Consider the following 15279-nt stretch of genomic DNA (forward strand, 5'->3'; position numbering starts at 1 on the left):
GTGTCCTTCCCTGGGGACGGGGTGGGCGGACGGACGCGGGCGGGTCCCGGGCCGCCCGTTGCGACCATGCCAACCGTACGCTGAGGACATGGAGGCATCCGCCCAACCCGCCTACCCCGCGCACTGGGAGGCCGACGTCGTGCTGCGGGACGGCGGCACGGCGCACATCAGACCCATCACCCCGGACGACGCCGAACGCCTGGTCAGCTTCTACGAACGGGTCTCCGACGAGTCGAAGTTCTACCGCTTCTTCGCCCCCTACCCCAGGCTCTCCGACCGGGACGTGCACCGCTTCACCCACCACGACTACGTGGACCGGGTGGGCCTGGCGGCCACCGTGGGCGACGCCTTCCTGGCCACCGTCCGCTACGACCGGATCGACCGGCAGGGCCGGGCGGCCTCGCTGCCGGCCGACCGGGCCGAGGTCGCGTTCCTCGTCGAGGACGCCCACCAGGGCCGGGGCCTGGCCTCCACGCTGCTGGAACACATCGCCGCCGTCGCCAGGGAGCGGGGCGTGCGGCGCTTCGAGGCTGAGGTGCTGCCGGCCAACCGCAAGATGATCAAGGTCTTCACCGACGCCGGCTACTCCCAGTCGCGCTCCTACGCCGACGGCGCCGTCCATCTGACGCTCGACCTGGCGCCGACCGCCGAGTCGTTGGCCGTGATGCGGGCCCGCGAGCAGCGGGCCGAGGCCCGCTCCGTGCACCGGCTGCTGACCCCGGGCAGCGTCGCCGTGGTCGGCGCGGGACGCCACCCCGGCGGCGCCGGGCGCACCGTGCTGGCCGGGCTGCTGGCCGGCGGCTTCACCGGCCGCCTGGCCGCCGTCAACCGCGAACTGCCGCCCGAGACCAAGGTGTTGGGCGGCGTGCCGGCGTTCCGCTCGGTGCGGGAGATCCTCGCGCCTGTCGACCTCGCGGTGCTGGCCGTGCCCGCCGCCGAGGTGGCCGGGCTGCTCGACGACTGCGCCGAGCGCGGCGTCCAGGGCCTGGTCGTGATGGCGGCCGGACACTCGCCGGGCCAGCAGCGCGAGCTGGTCCGCCGGGCCAGGGCGCGCGGGATGCGGATCGTCGGCCCCAACGCCTTCGGCGTCATCAACACCGCCCCCGACACCCGGCTCAACGCCAGCCCCGCGCCCCGGCTGCCGGCGGCCGGCCGCATCGGCCTCTTCACCCAGTCCGCGCCCATGGGCATCGCCGTCCTCGACGAGCTGGAGTCACGCGGCGGCGGCCTGTCCACGTTCGTCTCCGCCGGCAACCGGGCCGACGTCTCCGGCAACGACGTGCTCCAGTACTGGCACGACGACGAACGCACCCGCGTCGCCCTCCTCTACCTGGAGTCGGTCGGCAACCCCCGCAAGTTCACCCGGCTCGCCCGCCGCACCGCCCAGGCCGGCAAGCCGGTGGTCGTGGTGCGCGGCGGCCGGCACAGCGGCGGCGCCCCGCCGCTCGGCCACATCGTGCCCGCCAGCCAGGCGCCCGAGGAGACGGTCGCCGCGCTGCTCGGCCAGGCCGGCGTGATCCAGGCCGACACCGCCGTCGAACTGGTCGACATCGGGCTGCTGTTGGCCCAGCAGCCGCTCCCCGGCGGCCCCCGGGTCGCGGTCCTCGGCAACGCCCAGGCCGTCGCCCTCAGCGCGCACGACGCCTGCCGCGCCCAGCGGCTGCGCCCGCTGCCGCTCGGCGACGTCAGGGACGCCGCCGACGCCGCCGAGTTCGGCTCGGCCGTCGCCGCCGCCCTCGCCGACCCCGGCGCCGACGCCGTGCTGGTCGCCCTCGCCCCCACCGTCGCCGGCGCCGTCGGGCCCGACGAGCTGGCCGCCGCGCTGCGCGCCGCCAGCGCCGGGGCGCGCGGCGACAAGCCGGTGGTGGTCGCCCAACTCGCGCTCGACGAGCTGGCCCGCGAGATCGGCGCCCGCTCCATCCCCACCTACCCGTCCGCCGAGCGCGCCGCCCGCGCCCTGGCCCAGGCCGTGCGGCACGCCGAGTGGCTGGCCGGCGCCGAGAGCCGGGGCCGCGCCTTCGAGTTCCCCGACCTCGACAAGCCGGCCGCCGCCCGGCTGCTCGCCGAGGTCGCCGGGCAGACCACGGCCAGGGACACCCCGCTGTCGCCCGAGGCCACCGCCCAACTCCTCGCCAGCTACGGCATCGAGCTGCTGCCCAGCCGCCCGGCGCCCACCGCGGCCGAGGCCGTCGCCGCCGCCGAGGCGCTCGGCTACCCGGTGGCTCTCAAGGCCACCGCGCCGAGGGCCCGGCACCGCGCGACGCCGGGCTCCGTCCGGCTCGACCTGGCCACCGAGGCCGAACTTCGCCGCGCCTACCGCGAGTTGACCGAACGGCTCGGCGACCCCTCCCGCTCACGCCCGACCGTCCAGCGGATGGCGCCCCGGGGCGTGGACACCGTGGTCCGCGCCACGGTCGACCCGGCGATCGGCGCCGTGCTCTCCTTCGGCCTCGCCGGGCCGGCCTCCGAACTGCTCGGCGACGTCGCCCACCGGCTGATTCCGGTCACCGACCGGGACGTCGCCGGACTGGTCCGCGCCATCCGCGCGGCGCCCATCCTCTTCGGCTGGCGCGGCTCGCCGCCGGTGGACACCGAGGCGCTGGAGGCGCTGCTGGGCCGCCTCGGCCGGCTGGTCGACGACCACCCGCAGATCGGCGCCGTCGAACTCGACCCGGTGGTCGTCGCCGAGCGCGGCTCGGCCGTGCTCTCCGCGACGGTCCGCGTCGCCCCGCCGCCACCCCGACCCGACCTGGGCCCGCGCCGGCTGCCCGCCTACTGAGGAGCGCGCGCCCACCGAGGGGCCGCTCCGCGCGGCGCCGCCGGCGCGGCCGGGAAGAACCCACCCAGCGTGCGGATTTCCCCGCCGAGCGCCCCCTGCGCTGTCGGACTCGCCCCTTAGGATGGGCCCATGGCGAAGACCGGTACCACGTCCCAGGGGCTGCGGGAGGCGATCGAGCGCAGCGGTTACTACCCAGCGCTCGTCGCGGAGGCGGTGGAGGCCGCCGTGGGGCGGGAGCCCGTCGCCTCCTTCCTGGTCCATCAGGAGACGACCTTCGACAGCAACGAGGTCCGCCGGCACGCCACGGTGCTGGTGCTCACGGGCACCCGCTTCATCGTCAGCCACACCGACGAGCAGCCCGCCGAGGGCAACGCCCCGACGCCCTACGCCACCACCTCCACCGAGTCGGTCAAGCTCAGCCGGATCTCCTCGGTGGTGCTCAGCCGGGTGGTCGCCGACCCGCAGTCCTACGTCCCCGGCACCCTGCCGCGCGAGGTGGTGCTCACCATCGGCTGGGGCGCCGTCTCCCGGATCGACATGGAGCCGGCCAACTGCGGCGACCCCAACTGCGAGGCCGACCACGGCTACACGGGCTCCACCACGGCCGACGACCTGTCGCTGCGGGTGAGCGAGGCCGGCGACGGCCCGGAGACGGTGCGGCAGGCGCTGGAGTTCGCGCAGGCGCTCTCCGAGGCGACCGCGGTGTCCGGCAGGTGATCCCCAGGCCCGACGGCGGCCAGGCGTCAAGCTCCCCTCCCGGCGACTGGCCCGAGCCGCCGAGCCCCCTCGACCCACGGCAGGCCCCGGCCCCCCGCTACGGCACCGGATCGCTCGCCGACGTGCTGCCCGCCGTGCTCGCCGGCCTCGATGTCCCGGGCGGCCGGCCCGACTTCGCCCTGCCGCCGGCCGACCGGGTCTGCGTCTTCCTGGTCGACGGCCTCGGCTGGGAGCAGTTGCACGCCCACGCCGAGCTGGCCCCGTTCCTCAGCTCGCTGCTGCCGACCTCCAGGGCCGGCGCCGGCGCGCCCATCACCGTGGGCTTCCCCTCCACCACCGCCACCTCGCTCGCCTCGCTCGGCACCGGGCTGCCGCCCGGCGCGCACGGCCTGGCCGGCTACCGGGTGCTGGACCCGGGCAGCGGCGCCCTGATGAACCAGCTGCGCTGGGAGCCCTGGACGGACCCGGGCCGCTGGCAGCCGCACCCCACGCTCTTCCGCCGCGCCGACGCGGCCGGCGTCGCCACCTGCCAGGTCTCGGCGCCGCACTTCGAGCGCACCCCGCTCACCCGGGTCGCCCTCTCCGGCGGTGCCTTCCTGGGCCGCTCCCACGTCGAGGAGCGGATCGACGTGGCCGCCCGCCGGCTGGGCGAGGCCGGCCGCACCCTGGTCTACACGTACTACGCCGAGCTGGACGCGGCCGGACACCGGTTCGGCGTGGACTCCGACGCCTGGCGCGAGCAACTGGCCCTCGTCGACGGCCTGGCTCGGCGGCTGGCCGAGCAACTCCCGTCGCGCGCCGCCCTCTACGTCACCGGCGACCACGGGATGATCGACGTCCCGGTCACCGAGGAGGCCAGGTTCGACTTCGACCACGACTGGGAGTTGCGCGCCGGCGTCGCCCAGCTCGGCGGGGAAGGCCGGGCCCGCCACCTCTACGCGGTGCCGGGCGCCGCCTCCGACGTGCACGCCGTCTGGCGCGAGGTCCTCGCCGAGGACGCCTGGGTCGTCACCCGGGACGAGGCCGTGGAGCTGGGCTGGTTCGGCCCGCCAGGCGAGGAGGTCGCCGCCCGCGTCCGCCCCCGGATCGGGGACGTGGTGGTGGCGATGACGGGCGTCGCGGCGGTGATCGCCAGCGAGTCCGAGCCCAGGGAGTCGGCCCTGATCGGGATGCACGGCTCCCTGACCCCCGCAGAGCAGCTGGTACCGCTGCTGGAAGTCCGCACCTGACCTGGAGCCGTTCCCTTGGCTGAACTCGCCTTCTTCTCCGGCACGATGGACTGTGGGAAGAGCACCCTCGCCCTACAGATCCAGCACAACCGCTCCGCGCGCGGCCTGCTGGGCATGATCTTCACCCGCGACGACCGCGCCGGCGCCGGTCGGATCTCCTCGCGCCTCGGCCTGGTCGCCGAGGCCACGGAGACGGACGAGGACTTCGACTTCCACGCCCATCTGGTGCGCCATCTGACCGCAGGCGGCCGGGTCGACTACGTGATCGCCGACGAGGCGCAGTTCCTCTCGCCCACCCAGGTCGACCAACTCGCCCGCGTCGTCGACGACCTGGGCATCGACGTCTACGCCTTCGGCATCACCACCGACTTCCGCACCCGGCTCTTCCCCGGCTCCCAGCGGCTGATCGAGTTGGCCGACCGGGTCGAGGTCCTCCAGGTCGAGGCGCTCTGCTGGTGCGGGGCGCGCGCCACCCACAACGCCCGCACGGTCGGCGGCCGGATGGTCGTGGAGGGCGCCCAGGTGGTGGTCGGCGACGTCGCGACCGGCCCCGACGGCGCCAGGGGCGAGGTCGGATACGAGGTGCTGTGCCGCCGCCACCACCGCAGACGCCTCACGGCCGCCACGGCCGGCGCGGGTCAACTCTCGCCCGAGGTGCTTCCCACGGAAGGAGTACCCCGGCAGCATCGCTGAGCCCGCGCCGGCCGACGGTCAACGGCCCGACGGTCAGCGACCCGGCGGGCGGACGACCGCGAAGATCCCGCCCTCGGGGTCGGCCGCCTTGGCCCACCGGCCGAACGGCGAGACCTCGGGCGCGCTCAACGCCCGCCCGCCCAGCCGCTCGACGTCGCGCAGCGCCTGGTCCACGTCCGGCACGGAGAAGTACGTCTGCCAGTGCGGACCACGGTCGGGCGGCAGCGCCCGCGCGCCGACGCCCCTGATGCTGGCCACCGGACGCCCGTTCAGCCTGAGCGTCAGATAGTCCATCTCCTCGGGCAGGGCCGGCTCGGGGACCGCCTCGTACCCGAGGACATTGCTGTAGAACTTGCTCACCACCGAGGTGTCGGCGGTGATCAGCTCGTTCCACTCCGGGGTGCCGGCCGGCCCGTAGAACGGCCGGCTCCGGCGGGGCCCGCCCTGCCACAGGCCGAACACCGCCCCGTTGACGTCCGAGGCGATGGCCAGGCGTCCCACCTGGTCCACCTCGATCGGACCCACCGCCACCGTCCCGCCACACTCGCGGATCGTGCCGGCCGTCGCGTCCACGTCCTCGGTGGCGATGTACGGCAGCCAGGAGACCGCCGTGCTCCGCACCCCGGACGCCAACTCCCCAAGACCGGCCACCGGGTGGCCGTCGCGCAGCGCCCTGACGTAGGGGCCCAGCTGGGCCGGCCCGGCGTCGAACTCCCAGCCGAACAGCTCACCGTAGAACCGTTGAGCGACCGACACGTCACGGACCATCAGACTCACCCAGCGGTGTGTCCCTGATGTCGGGGGACTCGCTGCTGCCTCGGTCATCCTGCTCCCTCCTCGATACCCATCCACACCCCTGCCCCTTCGCGCACCGAAAAAGTCTCCCCCGCACGCGGGGACAATGGGCGCCATGACAGCGATCATCCCGGCCGCGGACCTCGCCGCCCTCACCGCCCCCGGAACTTCACCGCCCGAACGGCCCGTGCTGCTCGACGTGCGCTGGCGCCTCGGCGGCCCACCGGGACACCCCGAGTATCTGACGGGCCATCTGCCGGGCGCCGTCTATGTGGACCTGGACCGCGAGTTGGCCGGCCCGCCGGGGGAAGCCGGGCGGCACCCGCTGCCCGACCCGGAGGTCTTCGGCGCGGCGATGCGCCGGGCCGGTGTGTCGCTGGGCCGCCCCGTGGTGGTCTACGACGCCGGCGACGGCTGGGCCGCCGCCCGCGCCTGGTGGCTGCTGCGCTGGGCCGGCCACGGGGACGTGCGGGTGCTGGACGGCGGCCTCGCGGCCTGGACCGGTCCTTTGACCACGGGAGAACCGGCGCCCGCCGAGGGCGACTTCGTGCCGGCGCCCGGCGGGCTGCCGGTGCTGGACGCCGACGGCGCCGCCGCGCTGGCCCGGCGCGGGGTGCTGCTGGACGCGCGGGCGGGGGAGCGCTACCGGGGCGAGGTGGAGCCGATCGACCCGGTGGCGGGCCACATCCCCGGCGCCCGCTCCGCGCCGACCACCGACAACGTCGGCCCCGACGGGCTGCTGCGCTCGCCGGCCGAACTGAACGACCGCTTCGCCGCGTTGGGCGTGACCCCCCAGGCCGAGGTCGGCGTCTACTGCGGCTCGGGGGTCTCGGCGGCGCACCAGGTGTGGGCGCTGGACGTGGCGGGCGTGACCGCCGCGCTCTACCCGGGCTCGTGGAGCGAGTGGACCGCCCGGCCGGGGCGCCCCGTCGCCAGGGGCCCGGAGCCGGGCTGAGCGGGCCGGCCCGCCCAGCCCGGAGGGGCCGTCAGTCCTTCTTCTTGCGGCGGGTGCCGAAGACGATCTCGTCCCAACTCGGCACCGCCGCGCGGCGGCCGGGGCGCACCCCGTCGGCCTCGGCCTGGCGGTCGGTGTTCCCCGTCAGCCGGTCCCGGTGGCCGCCCACCGAGCGCGGCATCAGCACGTCCGCGTACGTCGAGCCGGCGCTGCCGGCGGCGGCCGCCGGGCCCCTGGCCGGCGGCGCCTCCTCGACCGGCTCGTCGACCTCGGGCTCGTCCACGGCGCCGGCCGCCGGGGCCGGCGACTCCGGAACGACGAGGTCGCCTCGGAAGCTCGGCACCGCCTCCAGCAGGCTGGTCAGCGAGTCCGTGTCGTTGTCCACGCGGGGCGCCGAGTCGGAGGCGGCCCGGGGCGCGGGCCGCTCGTTCTCCCGGGGCAGCCGCGCGATCCTCGGCACGAACGGGGTGCTGGGCTCGGGCGTGTCGTCCGTCTCGCCCAGCAGCGACCTGGCCTCGTCGTCCACGGCCTGCACCAGCCGGCGCGGCGGGTCGTACATCCAGCTCGCCGAGTGCGTCTCGCCGGCGACCCGGTAGACCAGCAGCACCTCCCAGGTGCCGTCGTCCCGACGCCAGGAGTCCCAGCGCACCGCGTCCTTGTCGGCGCCGCGCAGCATCAGCCGCTCCGCGACGGCTTCGCCCAGCTGCGGCCCGGCCGTCTCGCCGGGCCGGCGCACCGCCGTCTTGCGGGCCCGCTCCGCCATGAACGCGCGCTCGGCCAGAACCGGGCCCTCGAACCGGCGCACCCGGTCGACGGGGATGCCGGCGAACTGGGCGACCTCCTCGGCCGTCGCGCCGGCTCGTATCCGCGCCTGGATGTCGCGGGGGCGGAGGTGGTTCTCCACCTCGATCTCGATCTGACCGAGCCGCGCGCGGTCGTTGCGCACGGCGGCGCGCAGCCGCTCGTCGATCGGAAGGGTGTATTCCGTGTTGTCGGCAGCCTTCAGCACCAGGCGTGTGCCGTCATTGCTCACGGCCACGACACGCAGTTCGGGCACGAGGACCTCCCGGGTGGTGCCTGCCGACGTCACGTACGTCGCTGCTCCTGCCAGACGAGTGTGACTTGCCCGGGCGCAGCCCGCCACAACCTTGCCGACCTGCCCGGCGTGTCGGGCCAGGGTCTGGCGCCGATGTTATGGCACAGTCGCGACTTTGCCACGTGCGGTGACCGGCGCGGGCGCACCTTCTCCGCATGGGGCAAACCGGGCCAAGGCCGGGTGTGGTCACACTACTCCATCGGGACCACGGGGTGGGCTGCCACGCGGTCGAACTTCTCCACCGGTAAGGGAGTTGACCCGACCATCCGGTGGAGGTTCAGGCAGCAAGCATCACAGAACTCCCCAAGGTTCCCCAATTCGGGGCGTTCTCGCCCGCCCGCCGGCGCCATCCGAAGGTCCGGTGTGAACAGTGTGCAGGTTGGGGCGAATGGTGGAAGTCGAGGTAAAGACTGCCCCGGGGGCGGAGCGGGCCCCGGCACCCGGGGGTGATCTGTTCGGTGGGGGACCGGCGGGTCAGACACCGGCGCCCGGCCCGCCGACCGGACTCGGTCTAGTGGCAGGATCGCTGCCATGGAAGGTGTGCTCGCTGCCCAGCCCTATGACGCCCTGCTCCTGCTCTCCTTCGGCGGCCCCGAGGGCCCCGACGACGTCCTGCCGTTCCTGGAGAACGTGACGCGCGGTCGGGGCATCCCCCGCGAACGGCTGGCCGAGGTCGGCGCCCACTACCACCTCTTCGGCGGGGTCAGCCCGATCAACGAACAGAACCGCACGCTGCTGACCGCCCTCGCCGACGACTTCGCCGCGCACGGCGTCGACCTCCCGCTCTACTGGGGCAACCGCAACTGGGCGCCCTATCTGACCGACACCCTGCGCCAGTTGGTGGCCGACGGCAGGCGTCGGGTGCTGGCGCTGGTGACCAGCGCCTACGCCTCCTACTCCGGCTGCCGCCAGTACCGCGAGGACCTGGCCGGCGCGCTCGCCACGCTGCGGGACGAGGGCCTGGAGCTGCCCCGGGTGGACAAGCTGCGGCTGTACTACAACCACCCCGGCTTCCTGGAGACGGTCGCCGAGGGCGTGCTGGAGTCGCTCCAGCGCCTCCCGTCCGGGGAACGCGCCGGCGCGCGGCTGGTGTTCACCACCCACTCGATCCCCGACTCGGCCGCCGACGTCTCGGGCCCGCCCGCCGGGCACGGCCCCGGCGGCGCCTATGTCGCCCAACACCTGGACGCCGCCCGGGTGGTGGCCGAACGCGTCGCGGAGGCCACCGGCGTGCCCCGCGAGTGGGAGCTGGTCTACCAGTCCCGCAGCGGCTCCCCCCGCATCCCCTGGCTGGAGCCCGACGTCAACGACCGGCTGCGGGAGCTGCACGCCAAGGGCGAACGGGCGGTGGTGCTCGTTCCGGTCGGCTTCGTCTCCGACCACATGGAGGTCCGCTTCGACCTGGACACCGAGGCGCTGGCCACCGCCGAGGAACTGGGCCTGCTGGCCGTCAGGTCGCCCACCGTGGGCGCCCACCCGCGCTTCGTCGCCGCGCTGCGCGAACTGGTCCTGGAGCGCGCCGCGACCGAGCGCGGCGAGCGGCCCGAGCGCAGGGCGCTGGGCGGACGCGGCCCCAGCCACGACGTCTGCCCCGTCGGCTGCTGCGCGGGCCGGGTGGCCAAGCCGGCGGCGGCCGGCGCCGACAGCCCCTTCGCGTGACCCCGCCCACCCGCCGTTGAGTTCGACCCTCCGAGGAGTCCCCGTGTCCGAGCACCCCGAACCCGCGTTGGCGGCCGCCCTGTTGGAGCTGGCCGCTGAGGCCGCGCGCCGGGCCGGCACCCTGCTGCGCGACGGCCGGCCGGCCGACCTGGGCGTGGCCGCGACCAAGTCCAGCCCGATCGACGTCGTCACCGAGATGGACGTGGCGGCCGAGCGGCTGATCATCGACTTCCTCACCGAGCGCCGCCCCGAGGACGGGGTGCTTGGCGAGGAGGGCGGCGAACGGGCCGGCACCAGCGGGGTGCGCTGGGTCATCGACCCGCTGGACGGCACCGTCAACTACCTCTACGGGCTGCCCCAGTGGGCCGTCTCCATCGCCGCCGAGGTCGAGGGCCGGGTGGTGGCCGCCGTCGTCGAGGCGCCGATGCGCGGCGAGAGCTACCAGGCCACGCTGGGTGGCGGCGCCCGGCGGATCACCGCGACCGGCCTGCCCCAGCCCATGACGACGCGTCCCAGCCCGCCGCTGGACCAGGCGCTGATCGCCACCGGCTTCAACTACGTGGCCACCGTGCGCACCGCCCAGGCGGCGCTCGCGACGCGGCTGATCCCCCGGGTGCGGGACATCCGCCGCTCGGGCTCGGCCGCCATCGACCTCGCCGACGTGGCCGGCGGCCGGCTGGACGGCTACTACGAACGCGGCCTGATGCCCTGGGACCTGGCCGCCGGCGACCTGATCGCCCGCGAGGCCGGCGCGCTGACCGGCGGCCGGGTCGGGCAGCGGCCCGACGGCGACCTCACGGTGGCCGCCAGCCCCGGCGTCTTCGCCGCCCTCCAACCGCTCCTCGACGAGTGGGGCGCCTGGCACGACGAGATGACTGACGCCGGGGGCTGAGCAGGGTCGCGGACGCGGCCCCGGAAGAAGCGGAAGCGGTCGGCGCGGCTTCCCGGCGGCGGCGATCACGTGGATCGCGAGACCGTTCCGGGCGCGTCCCGTCACCGCCCGGACATACGTGGGGGGCGTCAGGAGGCTTCCCTCCCGACGCCCCGCCGTGGTCGATGCGTGGTCGGTGGTCGGTCAACAGACCTGGACGCCGTGCTCCTCGGCCAGTCGTCGCAGGTCGTCCAGCTCGGCCTGCTCCACGTCCATGGTGAACAGGTCTCCCGCTTCACGAGCGCGGTGCAGATCGGACTGGGTGTTCTCGATGCGCTGAAGGATGTCAGCGGTGAACGCGTCCAAGGTGCGCCCCCTCGGCTCTCATGGCGGCACCGGGGAAGTGCCGCGGGTGGGTGCGACCACAGCGGTCCCACAGCGGGTCGGCAGCGCGGGGGGATGGCTTGCCGCCTTCGCGGGATGGTCACGGGGTGTGGAGGGCTACTCCCCGGCTGGCCCGACCGCAAAACCTTCCTCACCGGCCCAATCTCGCCGGCACGCCGCCCGAGGGGCGCGGCCGTCCCGTTTACCACCGGCTTACGCGGGTTGCGGGCAGGATGGTGGCACGCGGTCAGCCGACCCGGGTGATCGGGTGACCCCACAGCGACCCACAGAGAGGGACGGACGTGCGCGTACTCGTCGTCGAGGACGAGCGGTTGCTCGCGGACGCGGTGGCCACCGGGCTGCGGAGGCAGGCCATGGCCGTGGACGTGGTGTACGACGGCGAGGCGGCGCTGGAGCGCGTCGACATCAACGAGTACGACGTCGTGGTGCTCGACCGCGACCTGCCGCTGGTGCACGGGGACGACGTCTGCCGGCACATCGTGGCCGCCGGGCTGCCGACCCGGGTGCTGATGCTGACGGCCTCCGGCGATGTGAGCGACCGGGTCGAGGGGCTGGAGATCGGCGCCGACGACTACCTGCCCAAGCCGTTCGCCTTCACCGAGCTGATCGCCCGCGTCCGGGCCCTGGGCCGCCGCGCCACCGCGCCGCTGCCGCCGGTGCTGGAGCGGGCCGGCATCACGCTTGACCCCAACCGCCGCGAGGTCTTCCGCGCCGGGCGCCCGATCCAGCTGGCGCCCAAGGAGTTCGCCGTGCTGGAGGTGCTGATGCGGGGGGACGGCGCCGTGGTCTCCGCCGAGCAACTGCTGGAGAAGGCCTGGGACGAGAACACCGACCCGTTCACCAACGTCGTGCGGGTCACGGTGATGACGCTCCGCCGCAAGCTCGGCGAGCCGCCGGTGATCACCACCGTGCCGGGCGCCGGATACCGGATCTGAGGCGCCATGGTCTCCTTCCCGCCCAAGCCCCCCAGACCACCGAAGCCCGCCAGGCCGCCGGGCCCCCCGGGTGGCCGCCCGCCGTCCCGGGTGGCCGCCCCGCCCAAGCCCCAGTGGGACCCGGGCGACGCCGACCAGCACCGCAGCTGGTTCCGGCCCACCATCCGGATCAGGCTGACCCTGCTCTACGGCGGGATGTTCCTGATCGCCGGCGTGGTGCTGCTGACGATCATCTACCTGCTGGCCGCCCGCGCCCTGGACCGGGGCAGCCGGCCGCCGTTCGAGTTCACCAGCAGCACCGAGGTCACGATCAACTCGGACATCTGCCCGGGGATCACCGGCCGGGTCAGCGCCGCCGCGTTCGAGAGCTGGCTGTCCGAGTGCTACGGCGTGCAGCGCTCCATGGCGCTGGACCAGCTGCTGAGCAACTCGCTGCTGGCGCTGCTCGGGCTGGCCGTCGCGGCGTTCGCCTTCGGCTATGTGATGGCCGGCCGGGTGCTCTCGCCGCTGGGTCGGATCACCCGCACCGCCCGCCAGGTCGCCGGCTCCGACCTGCACCGCAGGATCGAACTCGACGGCCCCGACGACGAGTTCAAGGAGCTGGCCGACACCTTCGACGAGATGCTGGACCGGCTGGACCGCGCCTTCACCGCCCAGCAGCGCTTCGTCGCCAACGCCTCCCACGAGCTGCGCACCCCGCTGGCCATCAACCGCACCCTGCTGGAGGTGCAGCTCTCCGACCCGGAGGCATCGCCCGAGCTGACCCAGCTGGGCAAGACCCTGCTGGCCACCAACGAGCGCAGCGAGCAGCTCGTCGAGGGCCTGCTGCTGCTGGCCCGCAGCGAGAACGAGATCATCGACCACAAGCCCGTCGACCTGGCGGAGGTCGCCGGCCAGGCCGTCGAGCAGAGCCGGGGCGAGGCGGCGTCCCGGGGCGTCGCGCTGTCCGGCAACCGCGAGCAGGTCTGGGTTCAGGGGAACGGGGTACTCCTGGAGCGGATCGCCCTCAACCTGGTGCAGAACGCGATCCGGTACAACCTGCCATCGGACGGCTGGGTACGCGTCGATACGGAGGCCAGGTCGGGACAGGCCCTCCTCGTGGTGGAGAATACGGGGCCGGTGGTACCCGCCTACGAGATCGACAACATGTTTGAGCCTTTTCGGCGGCTACGCACCGAGCGCACCGGAAGCGACAAGGGCGTCGGGCTCGGCCTCTCCATCGTGCGGTCCGTGGCACGCGCTCACGGCGGCTATGTTCAGGCCGTTCCGCGCGAGGGCGGCGGACTCGTGATGCGGGTGACCGTTCCGGTGTGAGGTCCGGCCTGCGGTCCGGGCCGATGTGTGGTCCGCACAGCGGTCTGACAGGGCCCTGGGACGGGAAAGAAGGGGATGTGATCAATCGCATACGCACGCCGCGCTAGCGGCGCGGGCACCGGCCGGGACGGGCGTTGTGACCGGTCCACGGCCCGATCGGCAGCCGTAATGATCACCTCTTCAGGCGTTCGGTTGGGTGTCGATTGAGTAACAGCACTTGATGTGAGGCAAAATCTCCGCCTCGGGTCGGGCACAAATCCCGACCCCTCGCGCGTTACGTGCGCTGAGACATCACAGACACCCGGAGGGGGAGAACGAAATGGCAACCGACTACGACACTCCACGCAAGACCGACGACGATGTCAACGAGGACAGCATCGAGGAGCTGAAGGCCCGGCGGAACGACAAGTCCGCCTCGACGGTCGACGTCGACGAGTTCGAGCAGGCGGAGGGCCTGGAGCTGCCGGGCGCCGACCTGTCCAACGAGGAGCTGTCGGTCCGGGTGCTGCCCCGGCAGGCGGACGAGTTCACCTGCATGAGCTGCTTCCTGGTCCACCACAGGTCCCAGCTGGCCGACGAGAAGGACGGCCAGCCGATCTGCCGGGACTGCGCGGCCTGAGTCCCCGCCCGGACCGGCGGCTACACCGCGTCCGGGCGGGCGGCGGCCAGTGCGGCGGCGAGCCGCTCAGGACGACGGGTCGAGAGGTAGAGATAGGGCGTGGGGTCCTGGGGATCGGTCACCTCGACCCGCACCGCCGTGGGAATGTACGCCCGCAGCACCATATGAGCCCGGGCATCCGCACGATGGGTGCGCCAGGCGCGCGCCTCATCGGCGTTGAGCGCCCGGGCCTCGCCCAGCGCTTCGAGGGGGATGCGGGCGTCCCCCGCCACCAGGGAGCCGGCCGTCACCCGAATCCGGGCGCCGCCGTACGCGCTCAACGCCATGCCGACGAGGGCGCCACCGGCGGCCATCCCGCCCAGCAGGGGCACCGGCCCCAGCGGCACCAGCGCGACGCCGAGCAGCAGCACGCTCATCAGGGCCATCAGCCACCAGGTCGCGGGGACGGTCAGTCGCTCGTCATACGCCTTCATGGGCCCAAGCATCGCAGGCTCGCCTCCCGGCCCGCCCGGCGGCGGTAGGGTCTGCATCGTGAGTGCGGTCCTGACCCTTCCGAGGCCCACCGGGCCCGGCCCGAGGCCCAAGCCCCTCGCCGGTTCCGGCGCCGGCGTTCCCTCGGCTTCCTGCCCCCGTTTCCCCTTCTCCGCGCGGCGGTCGGCCCCCGCGCGGCGGTCGGCGCGCGCCCGTCGGGAGGTGGCCCGATGAGCCGCCCGCTGGACGTGCTGCTGCGCAGGCTCGACCCCGAGGTGCCCCTGCCATCCCGGGCGCATCCGGGGGACGCCGGGGTCGATCTGGTCACCACCGAGCCGGCCGAACTGGCGCCGGGGGAGCGGATCGTGCTGCCGACCGGGGTTTCCATCGCCCTGCCCGACGGGTACGCGGCGTTCGCACACCCCCGCTCCGGGCTCGCGGCCCGCTGCGGGGTTTCGATGGTGAACGCTCCCGGCACGATCGACGCCGGGTACCGTGGAGAGATCAAGGTCATTCTGATCAATCTGGACCCACGTCAGAGCGTGCGGTTCCAGCGATTCGACCGCATCGCCCAGCTTGTCGTCCAGCGGGTGGAGACGGTGCGGTTCCACGAGGTCGCGGAGCTGCCGGGATCGGCGCGGTCCACCGGGGGCTTCGGCTCCACCGGGGGGCACGCCGACGCCGGGAACTCCTATGCTGCGGTCGGTCCCGGCGGGGCCGCCGACCGGAAAGGACAGTGAC

At 74.2% G+C, this 15279-nt stretch carries 15 protein-coding genes; 11 read left to right on the forward strand and 4 right to left on the reverse strand.

Annotation, left to right across the window (positions count from 1 at the left end; genetic code table 11):
• The first annotated feature begins 88 nt into the window (after positions 1–88).
• From FH609_RS09400 to FH609_RS09410, 4 genes are all read left to right on the forward strand, one after another.
• Positions 89–2779, forward strand: coding sequence for a GNAT family N-acetyltransferase (locus FH609_RS09400; protein ID WP_139666924.1), 2691 nt, complete (start codon positions 89–91; stop codon positions 2777–2779).
• A 129-nt stretch (positions 2780–2908) separates the two neighbouring features.
• A complete protein-coding gene (locus FH609_RS31560; RefSeq protein ID WP_226961522.1) occupies positions 2909–3496 on the forward strand; it encodes a DUF5998 family protein in 588 nt (195 codons plus the stop codon).
• On the forward strand, positions 3496–4725 hold the full coding sequence (locus FH609_RS09405; RefSeq protein WP_226961555.1) for an alkaline phosphatase family protein: 1230 nt from the start codon (positions 3496–3498) through the stop codon (positions 4723–4725). Before FH609_RS31560 ends, FH609_RS09405 begins: the two co-directional genes overlap by 1 nt.
• A 15-nt stretch (positions 4726–4740) precedes the next feature.
• The gene (locus FH609_RS09410; protein ID WP_139666923.1) at positions 4741–5418 is read left to right on the forward strand and encodes a thymidine kinase; all 678 of its coding nucleotides are present in this window, start codon (positions 4741–4743) and stop codon (positions 5416–5418) included.
• Between the two features lie 33 nt (positions 5419–5451).
• Here FH609_RS09410 and FH609_RS09415 read toward each other — a convergent pair whose 3' ends face one another.
• Positions 5452–6186 (reverse strand): VOC family protein, encoded by a 735-nt coding sequence (locus FH609_RS09415; RefSeq protein ID WP_405378890.1) that lies wholly within the window; start codon positions 6184–6186, stop codon positions 5452–5454.
• A 142-nt stretch (positions 6187–6328) separates the two neighbouring features.
• Here FH609_RS09415 and FH609_RS09420 point away from each other — a divergent pair, with 142 nt between their 5' ends.
• The gene (locus FH609_RS09420; protein WP_193317834.1) at positions 6329–7168 is read left to right on the forward strand and encodes a sulfurtransferase; all 840 of its coding nucleotides are present in this window, start codon (positions 6329–6331) and stop codon (positions 7166–7168) included.
• Positions 7169–7199: 31 nt separating this feature from the next.
• Here the strand turns inward: FH609_RS09420 and sepH are convergent, their stop codons facing one another.
• Complete coding sequence (gene sepH, locus FH609_RS09425) at positions 7200–8258, reverse strand: septation protein SepH (RefSeq protein WP_139666920.1); 1059 nt, start codon at positions 8256–8258, stop codon at positions 7200–7202.
• A gap of 537 nt (positions 8259–8795) precedes the next feature.
• On the opposite strand from sepH, the gene FH609_RS09430 reads away from it, so the two are divergent.
• Both FH609_RS09430 and FH609_RS09435 read left to right on the forward strand, forming a co-directional pair.
• Positions 8796–9923 (forward strand): ferrochelatase, encoded by a 1128-nt coding sequence (locus tag FH609_RS09430; protein ID WP_139666919.1) that lies wholly within the window; start codon positions 8796–8798, stop codon positions 9921–9923.
• A 43-nt stretch (positions 9924–9966) separates the two neighbouring features.
• Positions 9967–10815, forward strand: coding sequence for an inositol monophosphatase family protein (locus tag FH609_RS09435; RefSeq protein WP_139666918.1), 849 nt, complete (start codon positions 9967–9969; stop codon positions 10813–10815).
• A 183-nt stretch (positions 10816–10998) separates the two neighbouring features.
• Here the strand turns inward: FH609_RS09435 and FH609_RS30990 are convergent, their stop codons facing one another.
• Positions 10999–11160 (reverse strand): hypothetical protein, encoded by a 162-nt coding sequence (locus FH609_RS30990; protein ID WP_193317833.1) that lies wholly within the window; start codon positions 11158–11160, stop codon positions 10999–11001.
• A gap of 320 nt (positions 11161–11480) precedes the next feature.
• On the opposite strand from FH609_RS30990, the gene FH609_RS09440 reads away from it, so the two are divergent.
• From FH609_RS09440 to FH609_RS09450, 3 genes are all read left to right on the forward strand, one after another.
• Positions 11481–12134 carry a response regulator transcription factor gene (locus FH609_RS09440; protein ID WP_122182857.1) on the forward strand — a complete coding sequence of 218 codons (654 nt, stop codon included), beginning with the start codon at positions 11481–11483 and terminating at the stop codon, positions 12132–12134.
• A 6-nt stretch (positions 12135–12140) separates the two neighbouring features.
• Complete coding sequence (locus FH609_RS09445) at positions 12141–13448, forward strand: sensor histidine kinase (RefSeq protein ID WP_139666917.1); 1308 nt, start codon at positions 12141–12143, stop codon at positions 13446–13448.
• Positions 13449–13767: 319 nt separating this feature from the next.
• A complete protein-coding gene (locus tag FH609_RS09450; RefSeq protein ID WP_062214304.1) occupies positions 13768–14067 on the forward strand; it encodes a DUF4193 domain-containing protein in 300 nt (99 codons plus the stop codon).
• Positions 14068–14087: 20 nt separating this feature from the next.
• On the opposite strand, the gene FH609_RS09455 is transcribed toward FH609_RS09450, so the two are convergent.
• Positions 14088–14540: a DUF3093 domain-containing protein gene (locus tag FH609_RS09455; RefSeq protein WP_139666916.1), complete on the reverse strand. Its 453-nt coding sequence runs from the start codon at positions 14538–14540 to the stop codon at positions 14088–14090.
• Positions 14541–14768: 228 nt separating this feature from the next.
• Here FH609_RS09455 and dut point away from each other — a divergent pair, with 228 nt between their 5' ends.
• Positions 14769–15278 carry a dUTP diphosphatase gene (gene dut, locus FH609_RS09460; RefSeq protein ID WP_139666915.1) on the forward strand — a complete coding sequence of 170 codons (510 nt, stop codon included), beginning with the start codon at positions 14769–14771 and terminating at the stop codon, positions 15276–15278.
• Position 15279: the final 1 nt, after the last annotated feature.

This window comes from Streptomyces sp. 3MP-14, from assembly GCF_006334905.2.
In the GTDB taxonomy this organism is placed as follows: domain Bacteria; phylum Actinomycetota; class Actinomycetes; order Streptomycetales; family Streptomycetaceae; genus Streptomyces; species Streptomyces triticirhizae.

Coding starts and splice junctions, on each gene's coding strand:
- FH609_RS09450 (WP_062214304.1), top strand. CDS start 13,768: ATGGCAACCGACTACGACACTCCACGCAAGACCGACGACGATGTCAAC.
- FH609_RS09420 (WP_193317834.1), top strand. CDS start 6,329: ATGACAGCGATCATCCCGGCCGCGGACCTCGCCGCCCTCACCGCCCCC.
- FH609_RS31560 (WP_226961522.1), top strand. CDS start 2,909: ATGGCGAAGACCGGTACCACGTCCCAGGGGCTGCGGGAGGCGATCGAG.
- FH609_RS09400 (WP_139666924.1), top strand. CDS start 89: ATGGAGGCATCCGCCCAACCCGCCTACCCCGCGCACTGGGAGGCCGAC.
- FH609_RS09445 (WP_139666917.1), top strand. CDS start 12,141: ATGGTCTCCTTCCCGCCCAAGCCCCCCAGACCACCGAAGCCCGCCAGG.
- FH609_RS09415 (WP_405378890.1), bottom strand. CDS start 6,186: ATGGTCCGTGACGTGTCGGTCGCTCAACGGTTCTACGGTGAGCTGTTC.
- FH609_RS09430 (WP_139666919.1), top strand. CDS start 8,796: ATGGAAGGTGTGCTCGCTGCCCAGCCCTATGACGCCCTGCTCCTGCTC.
- FH609_RS09455 (WP_139666916.1), bottom strand. CDS start 14,540: ATGAAGGCGTATGACGAGCGACTGACCGTCCCCGCGACCTGGTGGCTG.
- dut (WP_139666915.1), top strand. CDS start 14,769: ATGAGCCGCCCGCTGGACGTGCTGCTGCGCAGGCTCGACCCCGAGGTG.